Source organism: Gracilimonas sp., from assembly GCF_040218225.1.
Classification (GTDB): Bacteria; Bacteroidota; Rhodothermia; order Balneolales; family Balneolaceae; genus Gracilimonas.
On record NZ_JAVJQO010000004.1, the window covers coordinates 456,836 to 476,214 of the forward strand.

Sequence of the window (19,379 nt, forward strand, 5' to 3'; positions counted from 1 at the left end):
CCCATTATTCATTCATGACTTTATTATACGATTCTCTGCCTACTTCCAAAATCTGTTTGGCGCGGTCAAAATCAAATATCCCACTGGCGTTGCGGGGAATTTCAATCAGCTTATCGGGTTTGTAAACATCGATCATCAGCTCCGTGAGCCGATCTTGTGTAAAACTAAAGGTGCTATCCATTAACTCAATTAATGAGAATGAATCTTCTTCAGGATCAACTTCCGGCTTTTGCTTTCTCTTATCTTTTATGGAATCGGGGAGCAGGTTTTCGAACCACTTTTTCATTTCGTCGATGCGATCGGGTTCCGGCTTTTTATCGTATTTCGCATTATATCTTCCATTCAGGTTTACGGCTACAATAATGGCGTCTTCCTGTTTTTGTACCAGATTGACAGGAAGTGGATTGAGCACGCCGCCATCAACCAAAACCCGGCCATTATCTACAACCGGCACAAAAAAACCCGGAATGGAAACAGATGCACGCAACGCTTTATAAAGATCACCCGACTTAAAATGCACTTCCTGATTATGCTTCATGTCCGTTGCCACTGCTGTAAAAGGAATGTCGAATTCTTCTATGTTGAATTTCCCGGTTACCTCCAGGTGCTTCGCAAACAACTTTTCTCCTTTCACAAAACCTTGCTTGGTGAAAGTAAAATCGAGGAGTTCAAAAACATCCCTCCGGGAAAGACTGGTGAGCCATTTTTTATACTCCGGCAGCTGCCCCGCTGCATAGATTCCCCCAACTACAGCTCCCATCGAGCAGCCGATCACTTCAATAATCTCGAATCCTTGTTTTTCCAGCTCTTCTATAATGGCAATGTGAGCTATTCCCCGGGCTCCGCCACTACCTAATACTAAATGGACTTTTACTTTATCCACTTTTAATTGATGCTATAATTTTTTCTTTTTCTTGTTCAGAAAACTCATTTTGATAGTACCTTAAAAACATCTCTGCATTTATTTCTCTTTTCGAAAGGCCGGGCTTTTCTTCTATGATTCTGTCTCTTATCATTTGATAAACAGAATCTATCATTTCTGCTCCCATTAAGGATCGTTCTTCATTCGTTTTGGAAAGGATTATTTTTTTCTGAATATCCGATATATGCCTGGGGGTGTCTTTCATATCAGATCGTATGTTATCAAGTCTAATTTTTGGCACCATTTCTTAATGTAATCTTTATCTATGCCAGGCACAGATAGTAAGTTTTCTATATCAGATATTTGTGTATCACTTTTCAGATCCTGAATCCACTTTAATTTTGATATAATTAAATCCTCCACCGTAACTACCCACGGTTTAAAACCAAAAGCAGATTTTCTTTCTCTTCTCTTAAATTCATTCAGGTGAAATTCTGTATTCTTCCTGACAATGAAGTCTATTTTAAACCCCGAATCATTATCAATTACATTGAACATTCTTCTATTCTTTATTTCTTCTTCCAGTCCTTCTTCATAAATATAAAATCCATTTTTAAATATGGTAACGAACTTCTCAATATCCGATACTCTGATGTTGATCACTATGTCAATATCCCTGGTCATTCTTGGTACTGTATAGATATTCATAGCTAAACTTCCAGAAAGCATATAATCTATATCTTTATTTTCCAGCTCTTTACAAACTTTTTTAAGAAGCTCAGTTATCATCCTTCAGAGATTGAATTATTTTTCCTTTTACATCTGTAAGACTTTTAACCTTATCAAAGTCTGCGCTATTTTCGCCTAATATAAACAACGGCACTTTATTTCGGGTATGGGTTTTGGTGGACAGGTCCTCCAAATTTCCATGATCACTGGTAATGACAAGGGTATCTGAACTGCTCTTATGCTTTATAATGTATTGCAGAAATTCATCCAGCGGCTTCAGCACCCGATCCGCATCTTCCAGGCTTTGATTATGTCCCGCCTTGTCAGTCAGGTAATATTCATAGAGTACGAGATCGTAATCAGAAATGACATTCAGTAATCGCCGGGCGGCATCGGTCGGGGTAATTTTTGGGATATCGATATTCAGCTTTTCCCGCCAGGCATTTTGTACAATTTCAGCAGTCAATGCACTTTCATTAAGCACATCTTCCGTAGAATTTAATTTCATCTCTGCACTTTTGGTCATCAGTGTGGTACAGCTCCATCGATTTCTTTTTTTAGCATGTTCAAAAAAGATGGGAGGGTAGGCATTCATGAAATAGGGCTTTTTTTCCAATTCCTTCACCCCGTGAAAAATACTTTCCCTTTTTAAAAATGGTTTTATGCCAGAGTGGGGAAAGGGCCCAAAGTGCTTCCCAATTTCTTTTGCCGCATTTCTGCCGGTGAAAAGTGCCGTTTGTCCCGTTCCGCTTTGAGGCAATCCTTCCACTCCTAAATTGGCATCAATGGGTTTGAAAAGATGATCTTTACTAATAACAGATTCAGCTTTTTTGTTAAAGAACCCGTCTGTCAGCACCTCAAAAGAATTGTATCTGTTACTATAAAAAGGGTTTGACTTATCGGCTTCACCAAGTCCAACTCCATCAATAAAAATGAAAATAACCGACATTTACTTCTCCAGGATAATCGTTACCGGCCCGTCGTTTTCGAGCTTTACATTCATCATAGCTCCAAACTCCCCGGTTTGAATGTTTAGCTTTGTATGAGTTTTAAACCATTTAATCATGTCTTCATACATCGGTTCTGCTTTTTCCGGCCGAGCTGCTTCTATAAAACTCGGGCGGGTTCCCTTTTCTGAATTGGCATACAAGGTAAATTGAGAAACCACTAAAATGCCGCCTCCCACATCCTGAACAGAGAGGTTCATTTTACCATCTTCATCCTCAAAAATTCGTAGCTTGGAAATCTTATTGCAGATCCATTCCAGCTGTTCGTTTGTGTCGTCTTCGTGGATTCCAAGTAATACTAAAAGTCCCTGATCGATAGCTCCTGTAATTTCATTATCGACCATTACAGAAGAAGATTTCACGCGCTGAATAACTGCTTTCATAAACTGTTGATATGTGGATTACTATGTGGATTACTCATTAACAAAAGTTGGATAACTAAAATGCCCCAAAGTTGTGAACAAGTTTCCACAATCAAACCGGATAATCAACATTCAAAAAGAATAACTTTTCGTGTTGATGAGTTTGGACATAGTTTTATGTAAAAAACATATGTAATTGTGAACAACAATTTCCGGACTCAGCTAACCTACTGATTTTTATTAGCAGGTTACCCACAAAAATATCCACATGTTTTTAAGGGATCCGGCAAAATTCAGGATAAAAAAGTTATCCACTTATCCACAGCCTCTACTACTACTACAAATTATATAAATCTCATACTTATTGTATTCTGCTGTGGAAAAGAAAGGGAAAAAGTTCAAAAAACACTCTGCTAAACATTCTATATTTAGGTGATCTTATTGAAGAGTGATGAAGTGAGAAATATTTATAGTCTCAATTTATTCACGACAAGAACTTCCATTCAAACCTTTTAGTGTTTTAGAGATTTCGTGGCAGACAAGAAACAATATCCCATAGGCAAACCTTCTTTTTCTGAAGATTATTCTCAGGAAGATCTGGATCAATGGATTGATGATATTGCCTTACTTCCAGAGCATATCCGAAATGAAATTAAAGGATGTTCTGATGATGTTTTACTTACTCCGTATAGAGAAAATGGATGGACGGTCAGACAAGTTATCAGCCACTTACTTGATAGCCATCTAAACACTATTGTAAGAATTAAAACAGCTTTGACGGAAGATAATCCAACCATTCGGCCTTATAACCAGGATGGCTGGGTGCAGGTAGATTTCCAGTTTGAAATTCCATTAGAGCTTACTCTTGATATGCTGGAAAATACCCATGAAATGATGGTTCGTATTTATCAAAGTTTAAATGAGAACCAATGGGAACGAACCTTTACCAATCCTGAATCAGGAATTACATTTACACTGGCCAGATCAGCTGCTCATTATGCCTGGCATTCTAATCATCATTTGGCACATATACGACTCGTAACACAACAAGAAAAATCGTAGCAATTAATGTCTGATAAGAAACAAATTACCTACAAAGATTCCGGAGTAGATATCAAAGCCGGAGAAGAAATGGTTGAATCAATCAAAGGTGTGGTCAAAGACACTCACGGACCAGAGGTTCTTTCAAATATTGGTGGTTTTGGAGGCTTTTTCAGACCGGATTTAGGGGCTTATAAAAAGCCTGTTTTTGTAAGTTCGGTAGATGGGGTTGGAACTAAATTGATTGTGGCTTTTAAAGCAGGAAAATATGACACCGTTGGTCAGGATCTGGTTAATCATTGTGTGAATGATATAGCCGTATGCGGAGCAAAGCCGCTATTCTTTCTGGATTATTTTTCAACAGGAAAGCTGGAACAGCATGTAGGCGTAGACGTGGTGAAAGGATTTGCCAAAGCCTGTAAAGAAAATGGCGTAGCTCTGATTGGGGGAGAAACGGCCGAAATGCCAGACATCTATGATGCTGGTGAATTTGACCTGGCGGGAACCATTGTAGGAATTGTGGATGAAGATAAAGTAATCAACGGATCTGATATCCAGAAAGGAGATGTATTGTTGGGTTTTAAAAGTACAGGCTTGCACACCAACGGATATTCACTAGCCCGAAAAGTGCTCTTTAGTAAATATAAAGTAGAAAACTATGTGGAAGATCTGGGAAGCACAGTTGGAGATGAACTTCTGAAAGTGCACAAATCCTATCTGTCTCTGATTACAGAACTCAAAGAACTGAATGGAGTCAATGGATTTTCCCACATTACAGGGGGGGGAATTGTAGGGAATACCAAGCGCATTCTTCCTGAAGGATTGAAATTAGACATCAACTGGGATAGCTGGGAACGTCCTCCGGTTTATGACCTTATCCAGGAAATAGGAAATGTGCCCGAAGATGACATGCAGGCAACCTTCAACTTAGGCATTGGGTTGATTGCCGTGGTTTCTGAAAGTGAAGTAGATGCGGTTACCAAAAAAGCGGAAGAGTTAGGTGAAGAGGTTTTTGACGTTGGAAAAGTGATTTAAACCTATCATGGAAAAAGAAAGGAAATAGAACAAATTATCTCCCATGCTCTCTGAAGTTTTCAGCAAAGCGGTGACTTCAGAGTTTTGAACCATGATTTCTGCGATTAAAGGATAGCCATGATTATGGGCACTTATAATCAAGCAAATCCAATAATCCTGTAAATCAAGGTTTACTACACAAGTCAGCAAGCACCCGCTCAATCCTTGTCATCTGTGTTCCATTCAAATTTCTTAAAAAGCCTCATCTGTTCTATCTTCTGCAGGAAATCAAATCAACATAAATATATTTAATGATCAATCGATTCCGGGCTTTTGTACGGGCTAACCAGCGGTATTTACCGGTGGTCTTTTTTATGGTTGGTTTTGTTTGGGATTCCCTCACGCTGGGTCGTATTGATAGGCTGTACGATCGTATTATTCTTTGCACCTATCTTGGTTCTCTTACTATTTGTTTATATCTGTTTAATCTGGCAGATGATGGAAAATGGAAAGACACATTTTTTGAGAAATATCAGGATTACCTCCCTCTGGCTATTCAGTTTTTCCTGGGAGGATTATGCAGTGCATATGTAATCTATTTTTCCCGCAGTGTCTCTTTTTCAAAAACGGTGATCTTCTTCATTCTACTTGTGATCTTATTGTTTGCCAATGAGTTACTTAAGAAAAGGATCTCCAATAAATATCTGCAGTTTAGCGCCTACTTTTTTGTCAATTTTACCTTTTTCACCTTTTTTGTTCCGCTGGTTGTGGGCACAATGAATCTCTTTCTGTTTATGGTTTCCGGTGCTATAAGTTTAGGGACAACGCTGGGACTTATTATTTACATCTACAACCAAAGTCCTTCAACCAGGAAAGAACTTCACTTAGGAAAAATGATGGGGTTTATTTTTGGGATTCATCTGCTGATAAACACCTTCTACTTTTTCAATTTTATACCTCCTGTTCCTTTGGCACTGGACGAAGGATTGGTGGCACATCAGGTAGAACGTTTGGAAGATAAGTACATCGTGACGTATGAACGGGAACCCTGGTATAAAATATGGAAAGACAACCGCCATGAATATGAATACCAAGAAGGTTCAGATGTGTTTGTTTTTACCTCCATTTTTGCTCCTTCTGATTTCAAAAAAGATGTAATGCACCGCTGGAAATGGTTTAGCCCGCATACCAATAAGTGGGAAGTTATTGATGAAATTGGTTTTGAAATAACCGGAGGAAGGGATGAGGGATTTCGTGGTTATACTTACAAAAATAAAATGATGGAAGGCGAGTGGAAAGTGGATGTGATCACAAAAGAAGGGCTCGTGCTTGGAATTATAAGCTTTGAGATAGATATAGATTCAACAGCTCAACCTTATCGATTAAGCAGCCGGGTTTTTTAACAAAAAAAAGGAATCATTCATTATAGAATGATTCCTAAAAGTATAATCGGAATAAATTCGATTATTTAATATCCAGAACTTTCACTCCAGCTGCATCTGCTGAATCTGAGATGTATCCAACAGCTCCGGGATAAGATTGAACGAAAGCAATAACATCTGCATCACTTGATCTTTCCAAAGGGGCTGTTCCTGCACCGGAAAAGGCAGCTTGTTGCCAGTAACTGCGGATAGCTCCAATACTTTGTCCGTGTACATCTATAGAAAAAGCTGCACGGGTCGTGGAACGAGTTCCTAAATCAATAGGTGTAATGGCCGTACCATCATCCCATTTAGATGTTTTCTTTAGAAAAATATCTGATAAATCTTTCTTTGTAATACTTTCAATGGTATTGGCCTCATTAACAATAACTTTGTATGACTGAGCGGCGAGTTCGCTTGCTCCGATAAAAAGAAGAATGACGGCTGTAATAAATAATTTTTTCATGTTGTTCACCTTTATTCCTTTTTAGAATGAATAGATTAATGAAGCAACTACACCGTTGATATTTCCACTTTCATGGTCATATCTCATGTACTCCAGTTTGACGGTACGGGTGAAGCTAGGCTTGTAGTTTATCCCTGCTGAATATCTTTTATACTTGGCATCAGAAGTATGCTGAAACTCATACCGGGCATAGGGAATGAATTTATCTATGCGATGACTTAGCTGGATAAAACGTCCTTCCAGTTCAACTTCACTTTCTGCCTGAAGAACCGTTGGGCTTCCTGCTCCTCCGCTAAAATCATAAGCAATGGCATCCAGTTGTATATCACCGGTCCAATACTCGGCATTAACTTCGGTATTTCCGTATTTCAGTTTTGCATTGTATCCCCAGGTTGGTCGTTTAATACCGGTAGGTGAGGTGATATTCATAGCCGGTGAGCCTGCTCCTAAAGCATTCGGAGGTAAGGTTATCGCAATAGGCATGGTTTCTTTTTTAGGATTAAAGAATCCGGCACCTACTTCAACATAGCTTTCATAAGCTACACTGACTTTACCGCCAACACCAACATTGTAAGAACCATTGTATGACTCACCAATAGTAAAGCGTGAATCTATCTGATCTTTATAGTAAGGCACTTCCTGTCCAAAGAAACTAATGGCACCAGAAGGCTTCCAGGTTGAGTTGGTATATCCGCCTGCAAAAACATCATACTTTATTTTGAATGATTCACCAATTGAACCATTTATAGAAATACCATCGATGTTTAAGGGGAAATTTTCATTATTTGTAATAATGATAGGTAGTGTGGCACTGGTATTTACAGGAGCATAGTAATAGGTGTTCATAGGACTTAGTGGGGTAAGAAAACGGCCTACTTTAAATTTTAAAGCATCCGAAGTTTCTAGCTCACCAAATGCTTCATTAAGCATAAGGTCAAAGTCATATCCCGGACGGTATACAAATACACTCTTGATTTTAAAGTTCGAAGCAGGCTGATAAGTAACCAATATACCGGCTTCAGAAACAGAAGCACCATAATTAACATCGTAACCTTCAAGGTCATCGAAATAGTTGAACTCTGTTGAAATATATCCTGTGATATTAGTAACCGGCTCCCAAAAGCTTTGTGTATAAGCGTTCTCCAAACCAACTACCAACACAAGAAGAGTTGCTAAAGCTGAAATTTTCATTTTTAACATGATGAATAAATTTTATGTTTTTGTTCTGAACTCTTCTTTCGACTTATCCACATCAAAAGCCGGGTTCAATAGTTGTGGGGCGTTTTTTCCCCGATTCGAATAGTTTATCGACAGGAATGAATTATTCTTTATACAACGGATGGGAGATTTCTTATCAGAGAAAGGCTTTTTGGTAAGATATTGTTTATTGGGGTATTGCTGTATTTATGAGAAGGCAAAACTCCGGAATACCAGAGAAGGATCGGCATTATTATTTAGAGAAAAGTTATCCACAACAAATAGTATTGAGCGAGGAAAGTTGCGAATAAACAGCCCTTATAAAGAAGAAGTTAGTTAGAACCTACTTTTTATATTTGAATACGTCTTCCAAAGGTTTATCAAATACGTTCGCAATTTTGAAAGCCAGCTCTAAAGAGGGTGAATACTTGGCAGCTTCAATGGCATTGATGGTCTGGCGCGTTACCCCCACTTTTTCAGCCAGTTCAGCCTGGGTCATTTCTCCATTCATGAAACGAAGCTTTCGAATCTGATTTACAATTTGACCTTCTTCCATATCAATAGCTCTTTCTATAGTAATAAAGCATGGAGCTTCTTTTTACAATACTGGCTGTAAATAAGATTAGAAATAGGGCATGAAAGATCATGTTGGGTTGTCCTAATAGCAGGTAACGGTTTTCGCTTACACCTATAAGATTGGAAAGCAGTATCTGGAATAGAATAACAACAATTGCAAAAACAAGGAAAGAATAGGCTCGTTTATGGCCAATGGCTTCAATCTTTTCATCCCGCTCGTCTTTATTCACTTTATTTTTACTCTCGGTTAATTCAATAATGAATTCTACTATGATAGCAACCCAAAATACATTGAAGAATATTTTAGTGAAACGATCTGAATAATCAGGTAAAGCATCAGGCCACCCAAAAACAAACATCACATAAAAAAATACAACGGAAAGAGAGAAACCAATGGAGGTCCACGATAAAATTTCTTGTTTTGACATAATTGATTGAATTAGTTAGATGTCAAAAGTTCTTTACGAAGTGTAAAAAATATGTTACATAAAAAATTAAATTTTTTATCGGTGCTGACGAATAATGGGTTTTAGTACATCATCGAGCCCATTTGTTTTTATCTCAAACATGGTAGCAAGGTATTGGCCAAGTTGTCCATTTGGAAAACCTTGTCGGGCAAACCATTCCAGATAGTGAACCGGCAGCTGTGTGATATACCGATCTTTATATTGGCCAAAAGGCATTCGGGCCTGAACAAGTTTTATAAGAAAATCTCTTTGGTACATAAGTTTTTAGAATGGTTATTCAATTGCTTGCATCCCAAAATGAAAAATAGTAATTAAAGCGCAGTTTATTGGAATTATAAACCTAAACTGGGAACAAATATGCAAGCAAGTTGGGTGGCGGCCGCTTCGTTAGTACTTTTCTTTATTGGCTATCGGTATTACTCCAAATTCCTGGCAGAGAAGATCTATAAGCTCAACCCGGACTTCATGACTCCGGCTCATGAGTATAATGATGAAGTAGATTACGTTCCCACTAATAAATGGGTGCTTTTGGGTCATCATTTCACCTCTATTGCCGGTGCAGCGCCTATTGTTGGGCCAGCTATTGCAGTGTATTGGGGGTGGCTTCCGGCTATGCTTTGGGTGGTTTTAGGAACCATATTTGCAGCAGGGGTTCACGATTTTGGAACGATGGTTTTATCGGTTCGTCATAAAGGGCAATCGGTTGGTACGCTGGCCGACAAGTTGATCGGATCCCGGGCCAAGATATTATTTCTTTTCATTATTTTGATTCTGGTTTTAATGGTTAATGCTGTTTTTGCCTGGGTCATTTCCAATCTTTTCATCAGTTTTCCGGCAACGGTTCTCTCTATCTTTATTCAGATTCCGTTAGCCATTTGGATAGGCTATCGGTCATTTAAGAAAACAGGTGGAATGATTATTCCAACATTGCTTGTGCTTTTTGTGATGTACTTCACGGCAATTATTGCGAGTTATATCCCCATTCTTCAGATCGATTTGGTTCAATATTTTGGCGGTGCCGAAAACGTAGTACTGTTTGGGCTCAGCGGAATTGAAATGGCATTTTTTGTGTGGATCATCATTTTGATGATATATGTCTATTTTGCTTCCACATTACCGGTTTGGTTGTTATTACAGCCACGGGACTTAATTAACGCATATCAGCTATTATTGGGTTTGGCAATCTTGTATTTGGGATTATTTGTAAGCAGCCCGGAAATCACCGCACCAGCTACAAACCCTGAAACTTCAGATGTTAGCTGGTTCCCGTTACTATTTATAACTATAGCTTGCGGGGCCATTTCAGGTTTTCACGGGCTGGTATCTTCTGGAACTACAGCCAAACAGTTAGATAAAGAAACGGATGCCCGGTTTGTTGGATATCTTGGGGCTATAGGTGAAGGATCACTAGCGTTAATTACAATTGTGGCAATCGTTACCTATTTCAATAGTACGGGGGAGTTTATGGATGTATATCATTCATTCTCGGAAGCAGGTGCGGTAGGATTGAATATTTTTGTGGAAGGAGCCGCTCAGCTTGCAACGGCATTACTCATTCCTCTTGAAGCAGCTAAAACAATCATAGCTATCATTGTTATTAGTTTTGCTGCGACCACACTAGACACCTCCGTCCGGCTTATGCGGTATATCATCAACGAGCTGGGAGAAGAATATGAAGTAAAACCGCTCACCAAACTTCATACTTCAACGATGATTGCGGTTGGAGCAAGTGCGGCTTTGGTATTATTGCCTGAAGGTCCCCGAGGATTGGGTTCCGGAGGATATCTGCTATGGCCTTTATTCGGAACCTCAAATCAATTACTGGCCGGAATAAGTCTTTTGCTGATAACCATTTGGCTGAAACAAAAAGGACGAAGTATTATCTATACTTTGATTCCCATGATTTTCTTACTGATCATGACACTTTGGGCTATGACAAAGCAAGTTGTTTTCGATTGGTCGGGTTACGGGGAAGCAGAAGGGAATATGCTGCTCTTTATTTTTGGAGCTATTATCCTTGGCTTCACGGTATGGATTGTCCTGGAAGCAATAGCACTGGCTCGAAAAATGGCTAACGAAGAGAAGATCGGTTAATCGTCATTTTTTTTGTAATGATTGATGAACCGTTGCTCATCATCAGCCTGGCCGATTAAAATTATTTCACTTCCGACAGGAATGGGCTCGTTTGGATCAGGATTAATAACTTGCTTGCCATCTTTTTGATAGGCGATAACATTGCAACCGGTTTTATTTCGGATGTCGCAATCAATAAGTGATTTACCCTGAATTTTTTCGGGCGTCTTAAGGCTGAATACATTCAGGCCTTCTGCAATCATGACGATATCGTTTTCTTCAAAAATGTTGAAAATAGCATTGGCTCCCATTGAAGCGTAGCTCATTACGAAATCTGCTCCGGCGCGATGAAGTGTATTCACATTTCTCTCAAGAGTAGAACGAGAAATAATATGAATATTTGGCCTGAGGCTGCGACAGTAAATGGTTAGATAGATATTGACATCATCCAGATGAGAAGTGATGATAACACTTGGTGCAGAATCGATACCGGCTTTTTTCAGGGTATCGAGGTCGGCAGCATCTCCCAGAATATAATTCTCGGAATTTCGGATGCGCTCCGGATTCTTATCAACAATTTTAAACCGGATATTTCTTCTTTTAAGGTGATAGGCAGCTGCCCGGCCAACCCTTCCTGCGCCTATAATTACTACAGGTTCGTCACTGATACTATAAATCCCAAATAGCTCATCATACTTTCTTAACTGCTGAACAGAACCCGCCAAAACCAGAACGCTGTGGCTTTTAATTTCAACTTCAGGGTGGGCACCAATAAAATTTCCCCGTTCCCAAATACCAACAACATTAATCCCTAAATCTTCGCGCACCCGGCTTTCACGTAATGTTTTGCCAACCAACGGTGTGTTAAAAGTTGTGGCCTCGGCAATCACTAAACGCCCAAAACGGCCAACCGGATGAACCCTTGCATCCTGCCCAAGAGTCCGCCGCGAAAGAGCACGCCCCAGTATATTTCCCATATGGAGCACATGATTGCTCCCCGCTAATTTCAGAATATCAATTGAGTCATATGAATTAGCTGTAGAAATGATTTTCACATCGTCGCTTAACTCCCGAATAGTGTGAGCTACATTGGTATTAAACATATCTGTGCCCCCTGATACCACAAGTGAGGCCTCCTGTACATTCATTTTACGATAGGTTTCGGGGTCATCGGCATCACCAAGCATCACCCGGTAACCCTGGTCGTATAAATCCAGAGCTTCCTGCAGTTCACCCACCAGTAAAACATATTCATGGCCATATTGATCCAGCTTTTCAATAAGCGCTTTTGTAACAGCATCAAAGCTGGTAATAATGATATGATCTTTGGTGCCTTTGGGTAATTCTCTTGGAGCTCTGGCACGGTGTTGAGCTTCCATCCAGGGAGCATAGAAGAACTCAATAAAGGTAAAGGGAAGCATGATAAGCAAAGAAATCACACCGGATATCAACACAAGTATCGAAAAAGCGCGACCTAAATCGGAGGTAAAAGTTATGTCTCCAAAGCCAAGAGTGGTCATGGTGGTGAGCGTCCAGTAAAAGCCGGTCATCCAGGAATGCTTTTGGCCTTCCATTTCCATGATTTCATGAAACAAAACGCCATAAATAACAATCATCAACAAGAGGATGATCATAAAGCGAATAAGGCGCCGGATGTTGGTTCGCGTATTTCGATTGGAGACGAAGTAGCTGATTTGAGATGTAAAAAATTTCATGCAGGAATATTGGGGATAGAGCGATTAAAAGAAAGGATGTTGTTATTTATATCATTTAATTAAAGAGCACTATTTTTTTATAAGAAATTCCGGGCTATTCTTTTATTCTGAAATTCCACGTAATTTTGCTATCAAAAAGAGAGAACAAGCCCACCTAATTTAAAAGACTATGAATTTTATAGATGAAACCTGGATTGGCTGGCTCGATCAGCTTGCCGAACAAGATTATGTAGTGGTTGATGATTTCATCTCCAATGAATTCTTTAACAGAATTATGGCTTTTTTCTCAGAAGCAGAGGAAAATGATAAACTGAAAAAAGCAGGTATTGGGGCTCAGCAAGATTTTCAGCTAAAGGCTGAGGTTCGCGGAGATTTTATTTATTGGCTTGATGAAGAACGAGATCAAGAGCTTTCTTTTTTCTTTGATTTGAAAGACGAGCTGGTTCAAAACCTTAAACGGTTTTGTTATTTGAGTTTATCGGGATCAGAGTTTCATATTGCCAAATATCCGGTTGGAACCCATTATCACCGGCACCTTGATCAATTCAATGAGCAGTCTAACCGGCAAATTACCGTGCTGATTTATCTTAACAAAGATTGGAAACCTGGAGACGGAGGGGAGTTGGTAATCTATAAGGAGGGCAGGGAAATAATGGTAGAACCTATTGCAGGCCGTCTGCTTCTGTTTAAGAGCGATACCATCGAGCACGAGGTGTTAACTACCCATATCCCCAGATATAGTTTAACCGGTTGGCTGTTACATCAACCGGCTGGTGTGGGATTTTTGCTGAGTTGAAGAGAAAAAACTCAAAAATGCTGTATTTTCGAAGAAATTGGGTAACAATTTCTTAATCCCCATTCATTTTCTATTAACATGGTACATTAGTACCATTGTTTATCTGAAAACCTTCACAAAAACCAGAAGCCGTGGCTAAACAAACCATACTTGTAGTAGACGATGAAAAAGATCTGCTCGACCTGATCGAATACAATCTTAAAAAAGAAGGCTTTGCCGTATTGAAGGCAGAAAACGGTGAGGAGGGAATTAAAATAGCCAAAGAGCATAAGCCGGACCTGGTGCTTATGGATATCATGATGCCTAAAATGGATGGCATGGAGGCTGTTGAAAAAATGAGGGGGGATGATGACCTGAAATCTATTCCGATTATCTTTTTGACAGCCAGAAGTGATGAAAAGACAGAAGTTGAAGGACTTGATAAGGGCGGCGATGATTATATTACCAAGCCCATTAGCACCACGAAGTTGATTTCACGTATCAAAGCAGTAATGCGCCGGTTCGACGAAACAACGGAAGACGTAAATCGGTTGGATGTGCATGACCTATCCATTGATAAAGACCGGTACATTGTAACGCGTGGAGAAGAAGAATTCCAATTGCCCCGCAAGGAATTTGAACTCCTTTATTATCTGGCAAGCCGACGGGGTAAAGTCAGAGACCGTCAGACTTTATTGAATAAGGTTTGGGGAGATAATATTTACGTTGTTGATCGTACGGTTGACGTACACGTAAGAAAAATCAGGGAGAAATTGGGAGATCACTATATCGAAACGGTTAAAGGAGTAGGCTACAGATTTAAAGAATGAGTAAATCCAACAAGAAGAAGCGAGGCATATTTCGCTTCGGTCTTCGGGCAGCTTTTTATGTTTCACTGATTTCAGCTGGTCTCATATTCCTGCTGATGTGGTTAGGGTATAATTTTACACCAAAAGATGCGGCTTCTCTTTCAGCTCTTGTGGCTGGGTTTATTTTTCTAACCACCTATGCTGTTACCTATTATATCACCCACAAAAGAATTGAAACGATTGAGCGCCTGTTTAAAAACATGGCTCGCAAGAGGTTTATGGAATATGAAGATGTAACCTCTACGCTCAATGATGAAGTAGATTACCTGGTAAAACAAGGGATCAAATCCAGCAGAACCATTGAGCGAGAAATCCAGCGGTTGAACAGAATAGAGAACTACCGGAAAGAGTTTATCGGTGATATTTCTCATGAGCTGAAAACCCCCATCTTTGCTATTCAGGGTTTTATAGAAACATTATTGAATGGTGCGCTGGAGGATGAAGAGGTAAACCGGGATTTTCTTAAAAAAGCCATGCGCAATGTAAACCGGCTCATTTATCTCACCAAAGATTTGATGGAAATTTCCAAACTGGAGACAGGAGAGTTGAAATCCGAGATAGAGGAAATTTACCTTTACGAAGTTCTTCATGATATAATTGAAAGTCTGAATTATAAAGCTGAGAAAGAAAACATCGAGCTTATTATTCATGATTTTGATAAAAATATTATGGTGAAAGCTGACAAAAATCAGGTTAAACAGGTTTTGATAAACCTGGTTGAAAATGGGATCAAGTATAATGTGCCCAACGGAAAAGTTGAGGTAAATGTGTTTACCAAGCCAAAACAGCCAGAACGGGTTTTTGTTTCCGTTAAAGATACCGGCATAGGTATAGATGAAAAAGATATCCCAAGGGTAACAGAGCGCTTTTTCCGTGTTGATAAATCCAGATCAAGAGAGCGGGGAGGTACAGGACTTGGGCTGGCTATTGTTAAGCATATCATGGAAGCTCATGGAGAAAAGTTCAGCATTGAAAGTGAACCCAATAAAGGGTCAACGTTTACCATTAGTCTTCGCCGGCTAGATTCTGTTCAGGTTTGACCATATAAATCGTACTTTCCTCCTCAAGTTTAATCATGATCTAAGAAGACAACTATGGTATATGCCGTCATAATGGCCGGAGGGTCTGGTACCCGGTTTTGGCCAAAAAGCACAATGAAGCGTCCTAAACAATTTCTTTCTCTTTTTGGAGAAGGAACGATGATTCAAAACACTGCAAAGCGCATAGAAAGCCTCATTCCTCAAGAGCGTGTAATGGTTGTTACGAATGATGGTTATGTTGATATTGTAAGAGAACAGCTGCCTAAAGTGCCTTCTGAGAATATTGTTGGTGAGCCCGTTGCTAAAAATACGGCTCCATGTGTAGCCGTCGCAGCTGAGATGCTGTATAAAAAAGATCCCGAAGCAGTAATGGTTGTTCTTCCTGCAGACCATCACATTACAGAACCAGAAGCTTTTAACGAATATTTGAAGGCGGCGATTGAAAAGGCTAAGGCTGGTCAAAACCTGATCACAATTGGTATAAACCCCGATCGGCCTGAGACAGGGTATGGATATATTCATGGAAATAATAATTCAGAAGAAGTTCTGAATGGAAAAAAGGTTCATCCTGTAACGGCATTCAAAGAAAAGCCAAATGTAGAAACAGCAACAGAGTTTTTGAATTCAGGAGACTATTACTGGAATAGCGGAATGTTCGTGTGGACGGCCAAAACTATTTTGGATGAGATCCATAAATATCTCCCTGAGATGTATGATTTGGTTAAAGTCGCCGGAGAGAAAATTTTTACGAACAATCACCAGGAAGCTATCAATGGGTTTTACCATTCTTGTGAATCTGTGTCTATTGATTATGGGATTATGGAACATGCAAAAAGTGTGTACGTGGTTCCGGGAGAGTTTGGTTGGAACGATGTTGGAAGCTGGACAGCGGCATATGAACTTGAGGAGAAAGACAGCAACGGCAATGTAGTTAAAGCGGAAAGGGCAGCCTTTAGTGAGGCAACTAAAAATTATGTTTCTGTTGAAAGTGGAAAAATGATATCCATCGTAGGACTAGAGGGAGTGGCAGTTGTTGAAACAGAGGATGCCATTCTGGTTTGTAAACTGGATAAGGATCAAAATGTTAAAGAGATTGTGCAGCAGCTTAAGGAAAAAGATGAATTTAAAAAGTTTCTCTAATCGGGTATTTCCAGAACTAGCTGATCGTAAGCTAAGTTGATGTTTTCGGGAAGTTTTTTGTTTGTGGGCTCATGATCTACATAACTATTCATATGAATAAGATAGGCCTCAGGAATATTCAGGCCTTCTAAGATCTCTACCGCTTCCGGAATAGTTAAATGTGTGGGGTGATGTGGTTCCCACCGAAGCGCACTTAAAGCAATTACTTTTGAGCCTTTGATTAGCTCAAGCGTCTCTTTTGAGATCTTTTTAACGTCCGTGAGGTATGAAAAATCATTCACTCTAAAGCCAAGAATATCCAGGTTTCCATGCTTTACAGGCAGTGGAGTTATTTTAATGCCCTCTGCCAATGTAAAAGATGATGTTACTTCCCTAAGGTCGAGAGAGGTAGAGCCCGGATATTTATCTTCTCCAAACATATAGTCAAAGCGCTTATGAATAGATTCGATGCATTGTCTGGATGTATAAGCTGGAATTGGAGCCTTATTTATATAAGAGTAGACTCGCAGATCATCAATCCCGGAAATATGATCCATGTGTTCGTGGGTGATAAGGAGGTGATCAATTTGTTTGACCCGGGCCCGGATACTTTGGATACGAAACTCAGGACCGGCATCGATTAGAATCGATTTTCCTTTGACTTGAATCCATACAGAGCATCGGGTGCGTTCGTTTCTGGGGTCATGCGCGAGCTCTTCACGCCTAAAGCCTCCCGCAACAGGAACCCCCATAGACGTGCCAGTACCCAGAAACGTTATTTTCATTCTAATTCAAAGTCCTCAGAAGTTTCTTCAGGAGTTACAGCTAATTGATCCCAAAGTTCTTCCAGTTTTTTTCTTACAGCCGGTTTGATATAGACGCCCGTTAAATCAATTTGACCCAAGACCCGCCCCATGGTCCCAAGCTGTGAGGCAACGGGCTTGTTTTTATTTACCATTACAAGTTTCTCGCCTTCAATAATACATTCGTCACCACGGAAAGAGCCGCGTTCTTTCCGTAGGGTATAGCCCGCTTGTTCTAGTATTTGTTCGAGTTCGAGAAGAAACTTTTCTGGCTTCAAAGTGATATTCCGAGTGTTAGTAAATGTCCTGTAAAATCGTAATCGTATTCATCTCCATCAATATCATAGGAGTCGAAGATGTAATCATAGCCCAAACTTAGGTTTCTTCCAAAAATCAGATTATAGAAATTCACCCGTGCTTTACCCCTCATTGAGAATACATTTCCACCAATTAATCCACCACTTGCTGTACTAAAGCCAAAGCTGGGAATAAACTGCGCCGTTATACCAAATTTATCCGGGAAAAAAAGCTGAGCTATGCCCCCGGCACCAGCGTGCAAATTAGTTTGGGAGAATTCATCACTAATTTCATCACTCCTTACAGAAGTTACTTTTGTTCCCAATTGTATAGGAACGCCCAGGCCAAAGTTAGGTTTGCGCACAAAATAAAATGGATTTACAAATTTAATACTAAGGTCAAAATAATTGCGGTCACTCAGGCTGGTCATGTCGTTTCCAAGACTTACTCCCAAATTTAGCCCGCCAGACTCGAAGGATATATGTGCTGCAGTTCCAGTAAATCCTAGTGATGGATCTCCTTGTAATGAATTTGGGTCACCGGTGAAAGAGAAGTTTATAGGTTCAAGGCCAATTCTAAGATATGGTGCAAAGGGGTTTGATCTTCTTTCATCGTCGTCATTTACTGAAAACATTTGACCATATGAAACTGTTGGAGATACAAAAAGAGCCAACAAAAAAAGTCGCTTTAAAAGAGATTGTATCATGGGGAATGATTTTATTAAGTGAACCAGTTTAAACACTAACGATCGAAGAAAAAAATATTTCAATGAAAATTTTAATTACATCTTTATTCTTTTTAATGGCCTCAATATCCGCAACCCCTGAAGATAATTCATTATACGATTTTACTGTTCAAGATATAGATGGCAAAGAGGTGTCTCTTAGTGATTATAAGGGGAAGGTTATCTTGGTTGTAAATGTTGCCTCGAAGTGTGGGTACACCCCTCAATATGAAGGCCTTCAAAATATCTATGACAAATATAAGGACGATGGATTTGTTATCCTTGGTTTTCCGGCTAATAACTTTAACGGTCAGGAACCCGGCTCGGATCAGCAAATAAAACAATTTTGCACTCTTGAATATGGTGTTGAGTTTCCGATGTTCTCAAAGATTTCTGTTAAAGGAGAGGATCAGTCAAAATTATTCTCGTATCTGACCTCTCTGCCAAATGACGACTTCGAAGGAGAGATAAAATGGAACTTTGAGAAATTTTTGATCGATAAAAATGGTTTTCTTAAAAGAAGGTTCAGAAGTACTGTAGAGCCCGAAAGCGAGATGTTGACTTCAGCCATCCAGACAGAATTGAATAAGTAAGACTTTTTTATCCCATCACCATCCCGATAAGAGGATCACGATTGAGTTCGTGATCCTCATTTTTTTAAATAATATTTTTCCGAAAAGAGCTTGACTTCCAATCGTTATGGTCTGTATATTTGATGCTCTCAAAAAGGTCCGGTAGTTCAGTTGGTTAGAACGCCTGCCTGTCACGCAGGAGGTCGAGGGTTCGAGTCCCTTCCGGATCGCAAAAAGCTTCCACATAGTT

23 protein-coding genes and 1 tRNA gene are annotated in these 19,379 nt (G+C 39.7%); 10 read left to right on the top strand and 14 right to left on the bottom strand.

All coding sequences use genetic code 11. From position 1 onward, the window contains the following. Positions 1 to 4: 4 nt before the first annotated feature. Genes RIB15_RS06040 through dtd form a run of 5 tightly spaced genes read right to left on the bottom strand, consistent with a single transcriptional unit; the run spans position 5 to position 2,981 of the window. Positions 5 to 883, bottom strand: a complete 879-nt coding sequence (locus RIB15_RS06040) for a patatin-like phospholipase family protein (protein WP_350201253.1) — start codon at positions 881 to 883, stop codon at positions 5 to 7. Continuing rightward, the gene (locus RIB15_RS06045) at positions 876 to 1,127 is read right to left on the bottom strand and encodes a hypothetical protein (RefSeq protein ID WP_350201254.1); all 252 of its coding nucleotides are present in this window, start codon (positions 1,125 to 1,127) and stop codon (positions 876 to 878) included. Before RIB15_RS06045 ends, RIB15_RS06040 begins: the two co-directional genes overlap by 8 nt. Continuing rightward, positions 1,124 to 1,651: a hypothetical protein gene (locus RIB15_RS06050; protein ID WP_350201255.1), complete on the bottom strand. Its 528-nt coding sequence runs from the start codon at positions 1,649 to 1,651 to the stop codon at positions 1,124 to 1,126. The genes RIB15_RS06045 and RIB15_RS06050 overlap by 4 nt, the downstream gene beginning before the upstream one ends. Continuing rightward, positions 1,641 to 2,540, bottom strand: a complete 900-nt coding sequence (locus RIB15_RS06055; protein WP_350201256.1) for an alkaline phosphatase family protein — start codon at positions 2,538 to 2,540, stop codon at positions 1,641 to 1,643. Before RIB15_RS06055 ends, RIB15_RS06050 begins: the two co-directional genes overlap by 11 nt. Continuing rightward, the gene (gene dtd / locus RIB15_RS06060; RefSeq protein ID WP_350201257.1) at positions 2,541 to 2,981 is read right to left on the bottom strand and encodes a D-aminoacyl-tRNA deacylase; all 441 of its coding nucleotides are present in this window, start codon (positions 2,979 to 2,981) and stop codon (positions 2,541 to 2,543) included. It lies immediately after the preceding gene. Positions 2,982 to 3,491: 510 nt separating this feature from the next. Here dtd and RIB15_RS06065 point away from each other — a divergent pair. From RIB15_RS06065 to RIB15_RS06075, 3 genes are all read left to right on the top strand, one after another. Continuing rightward, positions 3,492 to 4,022, top strand: a complete 531-nt coding sequence (locus RIB15_RS06065; protein WP_350201258.1) for a YfiT family bacillithiol transferase — start codon at positions 3,492 to 3,494, stop codon at positions 4,020 to 4,022. A gap of 6 nt (positions 4,023 to 4,028) precedes the next feature. Further along, on the top strand, positions 4,029 to 5,036 hold the full coding sequence (gene purM / locus RIB15_RS06070) for a phosphoribosylformylglycinamidine cyclo-ligase (RefSeq protein WP_350201259.1): 1,008 nt from the start codon (positions 4,029 to 4,031) through the stop codon (positions 5,034 to 5,036). A 290-nt stretch (positions 5,037 to 5,326) separates the two neighbouring features. Beyond that, the gene (locus tag RIB15_RS06075) at positions 5,327 to 6,418 is read left to right on the top strand and encodes a DUF2914 domain-containing protein (protein WP_350201260.1); all 1,092 of its coding nucleotides are present in this window, start codon (positions 5,327 to 5,329) and stop codon (positions 6,416 to 6,418) included. 61 nt (positions 6,419 to 6,479) lie between these two features. On the opposite strand, the gene RIB15_RS06080 is transcribed toward RIB15_RS06075, so the two are convergent. From RIB15_RS06080 to RIB15_RS06100, 5 genes are all read right to left on the bottom strand, one after another. After that, complete coding sequence (locus RIB15_RS06080) at positions 6,480 to 6,902, bottom strand: substrate-binding domain-containing protein (protein WP_350201261.1); 423 nt, start codon at positions 6,900 to 6,902, stop codon at positions 6,480 to 6,482. 21 nt (positions 6,903 to 6,923) lie between these two features. Beyond that, on the bottom strand, positions 6,924 to 8,102 hold the full coding sequence (locus RIB15_RS06085) for a hypothetical protein (protein ID WP_350201262.1): 1,179 nt from the start codon (positions 8,100 to 8,102) through the stop codon (positions 6,924 to 6,926). 340 nt (positions 8,103 to 8,442) lie between these two features. After that, positions 8,443 to 8,655 (bottom strand): helix-turn-helix transcriptional regulator, encoded by a 213-nt coding sequence (locus RIB15_RS06090; RefSeq protein ID WP_350201263.1) that lies wholly within the window; start codon positions 8,653 to 8,655, stop codon positions 8,443 to 8,445. A gap of 1 nt (position 8,656) precedes the next feature. Then, positions 8,657 to 9,103, bottom strand: a complete 447-nt coding sequence (locus RIB15_RS06095) for a hypothetical protein (protein WP_350201264.1) — start codon at positions 9,101 to 9,103, stop codon at positions 8,657 to 8,659. A 75-nt stretch (positions 9,104 to 9,178) separates the two neighbouring features. After that, positions 9,179 to 9,400, bottom strand: a complete 222-nt coding sequence (locus RIB15_RS06100) for a DUF3820 family protein (protein WP_350201265.1) — start codon at positions 9,398 to 9,400, stop codon at positions 9,179 to 9,181. A gap of 99 nt (positions 9,401 to 9,499) precedes the next feature. Between RIB15_RS06100 and RIB15_RS06105 the strand changes: the two genes are divergently transcribed. Beyond that, complete coding sequence (locus RIB15_RS06105) at positions 9,500 to 11,236, top strand: carbon starvation CstA family protein (protein ID WP_350201266.1); 1,737 nt, start codon at positions 9,500 to 9,502, stop codon at positions 11,234 to 11,236. Here RIB15_RS06105 and RIB15_RS06110 read toward each other — a convergent pair. Then, a complete protein-coding gene (locus tag RIB15_RS06110) occupies positions 11,233 to 12,930 on the bottom strand; it encodes a potassium channel family protein (protein ID WP_350201267.1) in 1,698 nt (565 codons plus the stop codon). The genes RIB15_RS06105 and RIB15_RS06110 overlap by 4 nt on opposite strands. 169 nt (positions 12,931 to 13,099) lie before the next feature. Between RIB15_RS06110 and RIB15_RS06115 the strand changes: the two genes are divergently transcribed. The 4 genes from RIB15_RS06115 (at position 13,100) to RIB15_RS06130 (ending at position 16,754) form a co-directional block, all read left to right on the top strand. Then, a complete protein-coding gene (locus tag RIB15_RS06115; RefSeq protein ID WP_350201268.1) occupies positions 13,100 to 13,726 on the top strand; it encodes a 2OG-Fe(II) oxygenase in 627 nt (208 codons plus the stop codon). Positions 13,727 to 13,857: 131 nt separating this feature from the next. After that, positions 13,858 to 14,535 (top strand): response regulator transcription factor, encoded by a 678-nt coding sequence (locus RIB15_RS06120; protein ID WP_350201269.1) that lies wholly within the window; start codon positions 13,858 to 13,860, stop codon positions 14,533 to 14,535. Beyond that, entirely contained in the window at positions 14,532 to 15,614 is a 1,083-nt protein-coding gene (locus tag RIB15_RS06125; RefSeq protein ID WP_350201270.1) for a sensor histidine kinase, read from the top strand. The genes RIB15_RS06120 and RIB15_RS06125 overlap by 4 nt, the downstream gene beginning before the upstream one ends. A 54-nt stretch (positions 15,615 to 15,668) precedes the next feature. After that, the gene (locus RIB15_RS06130) at positions 15,669 to 16,754 is read left to right on the top strand and encodes a mannose-1-phosphate guanylyltransferase (protein ID WP_350201271.1); all 1,086 of its coding nucleotides are present in this window, start codon (positions 15,669 to 15,671) and stop codon (positions 16,752 to 16,754) included. On the opposite strand, the gene RIB15_RS06135 is transcribed toward RIB15_RS06130, so the two are convergent. The 3 genes from RIB15_RS06135 to RIB15_RS06145 are packed head-to-tail and all read right to left on the bottom strand — an operon-like array spanning position 16,751 to position 18,539. Then, positions 16,751 to 17,518, bottom strand: coding sequence for an MBL fold metallo-hydrolase (locus RIB15_RS06135; RefSeq protein WP_350201272.1), 768 nt, complete (start codon positions 17,516 to 17,518; stop codon positions 16,751 to 16,753). The two genes, RIB15_RS06130 and RIB15_RS06135, sit on opposite strands and share 4 nt — an antisense overlap. Next, complete coding sequence (locus RIB15_RS06140) at positions 17,515 to 17,814, bottom strand: hypothetical protein (RefSeq protein WP_350201273.1); 300 nt, start codon at positions 17,812 to 17,814, stop codon at positions 17,515 to 17,517. Before RIB15_RS06140 ends, RIB15_RS06135 begins: the two co-directional genes overlap by 4 nt. Further along, positions 17,811 to 18,539 (bottom strand): hypothetical protein, encoded by a 729-nt coding sequence (locus tag RIB15_RS06145; protein WP_350201274.1) that lies wholly within the window; start codon positions 18,537 to 18,539, stop codon positions 17,811 to 17,813. Before RIB15_RS06145 ends, RIB15_RS06140 begins: the two co-directional genes overlap by 4 nt. 62 nt (positions 18,540 to 18,601) lie before the next feature. Here RIB15_RS06145 and RIB15_RS06150 point away from each other — a divergent pair, with 62 nt between their 5' ends. Together RIB15_RS06150 and RIB15_RS06155 are read left to right on the top strand one after the other, a co-directional pair. Continuing rightward, positions 18,602 to 19,150: a glutathione peroxidase gene (locus RIB15_RS06150; protein WP_502881337.1), complete on the top strand. Its 549-nt coding sequence runs from the start codon at positions 18,602 to 18,604 to the stop codon at positions 19,148 to 19,150. A 135-nt stretch (positions 19,151 to 19,285) separates the two neighbouring features. Next, a tRNA-Asp gene (locus RIB15_RS06155) sits at positions 19,286 to 19,359 on the top strand. Positions 19,360 to 19,379: the final 20 nt, after the last annotated feature.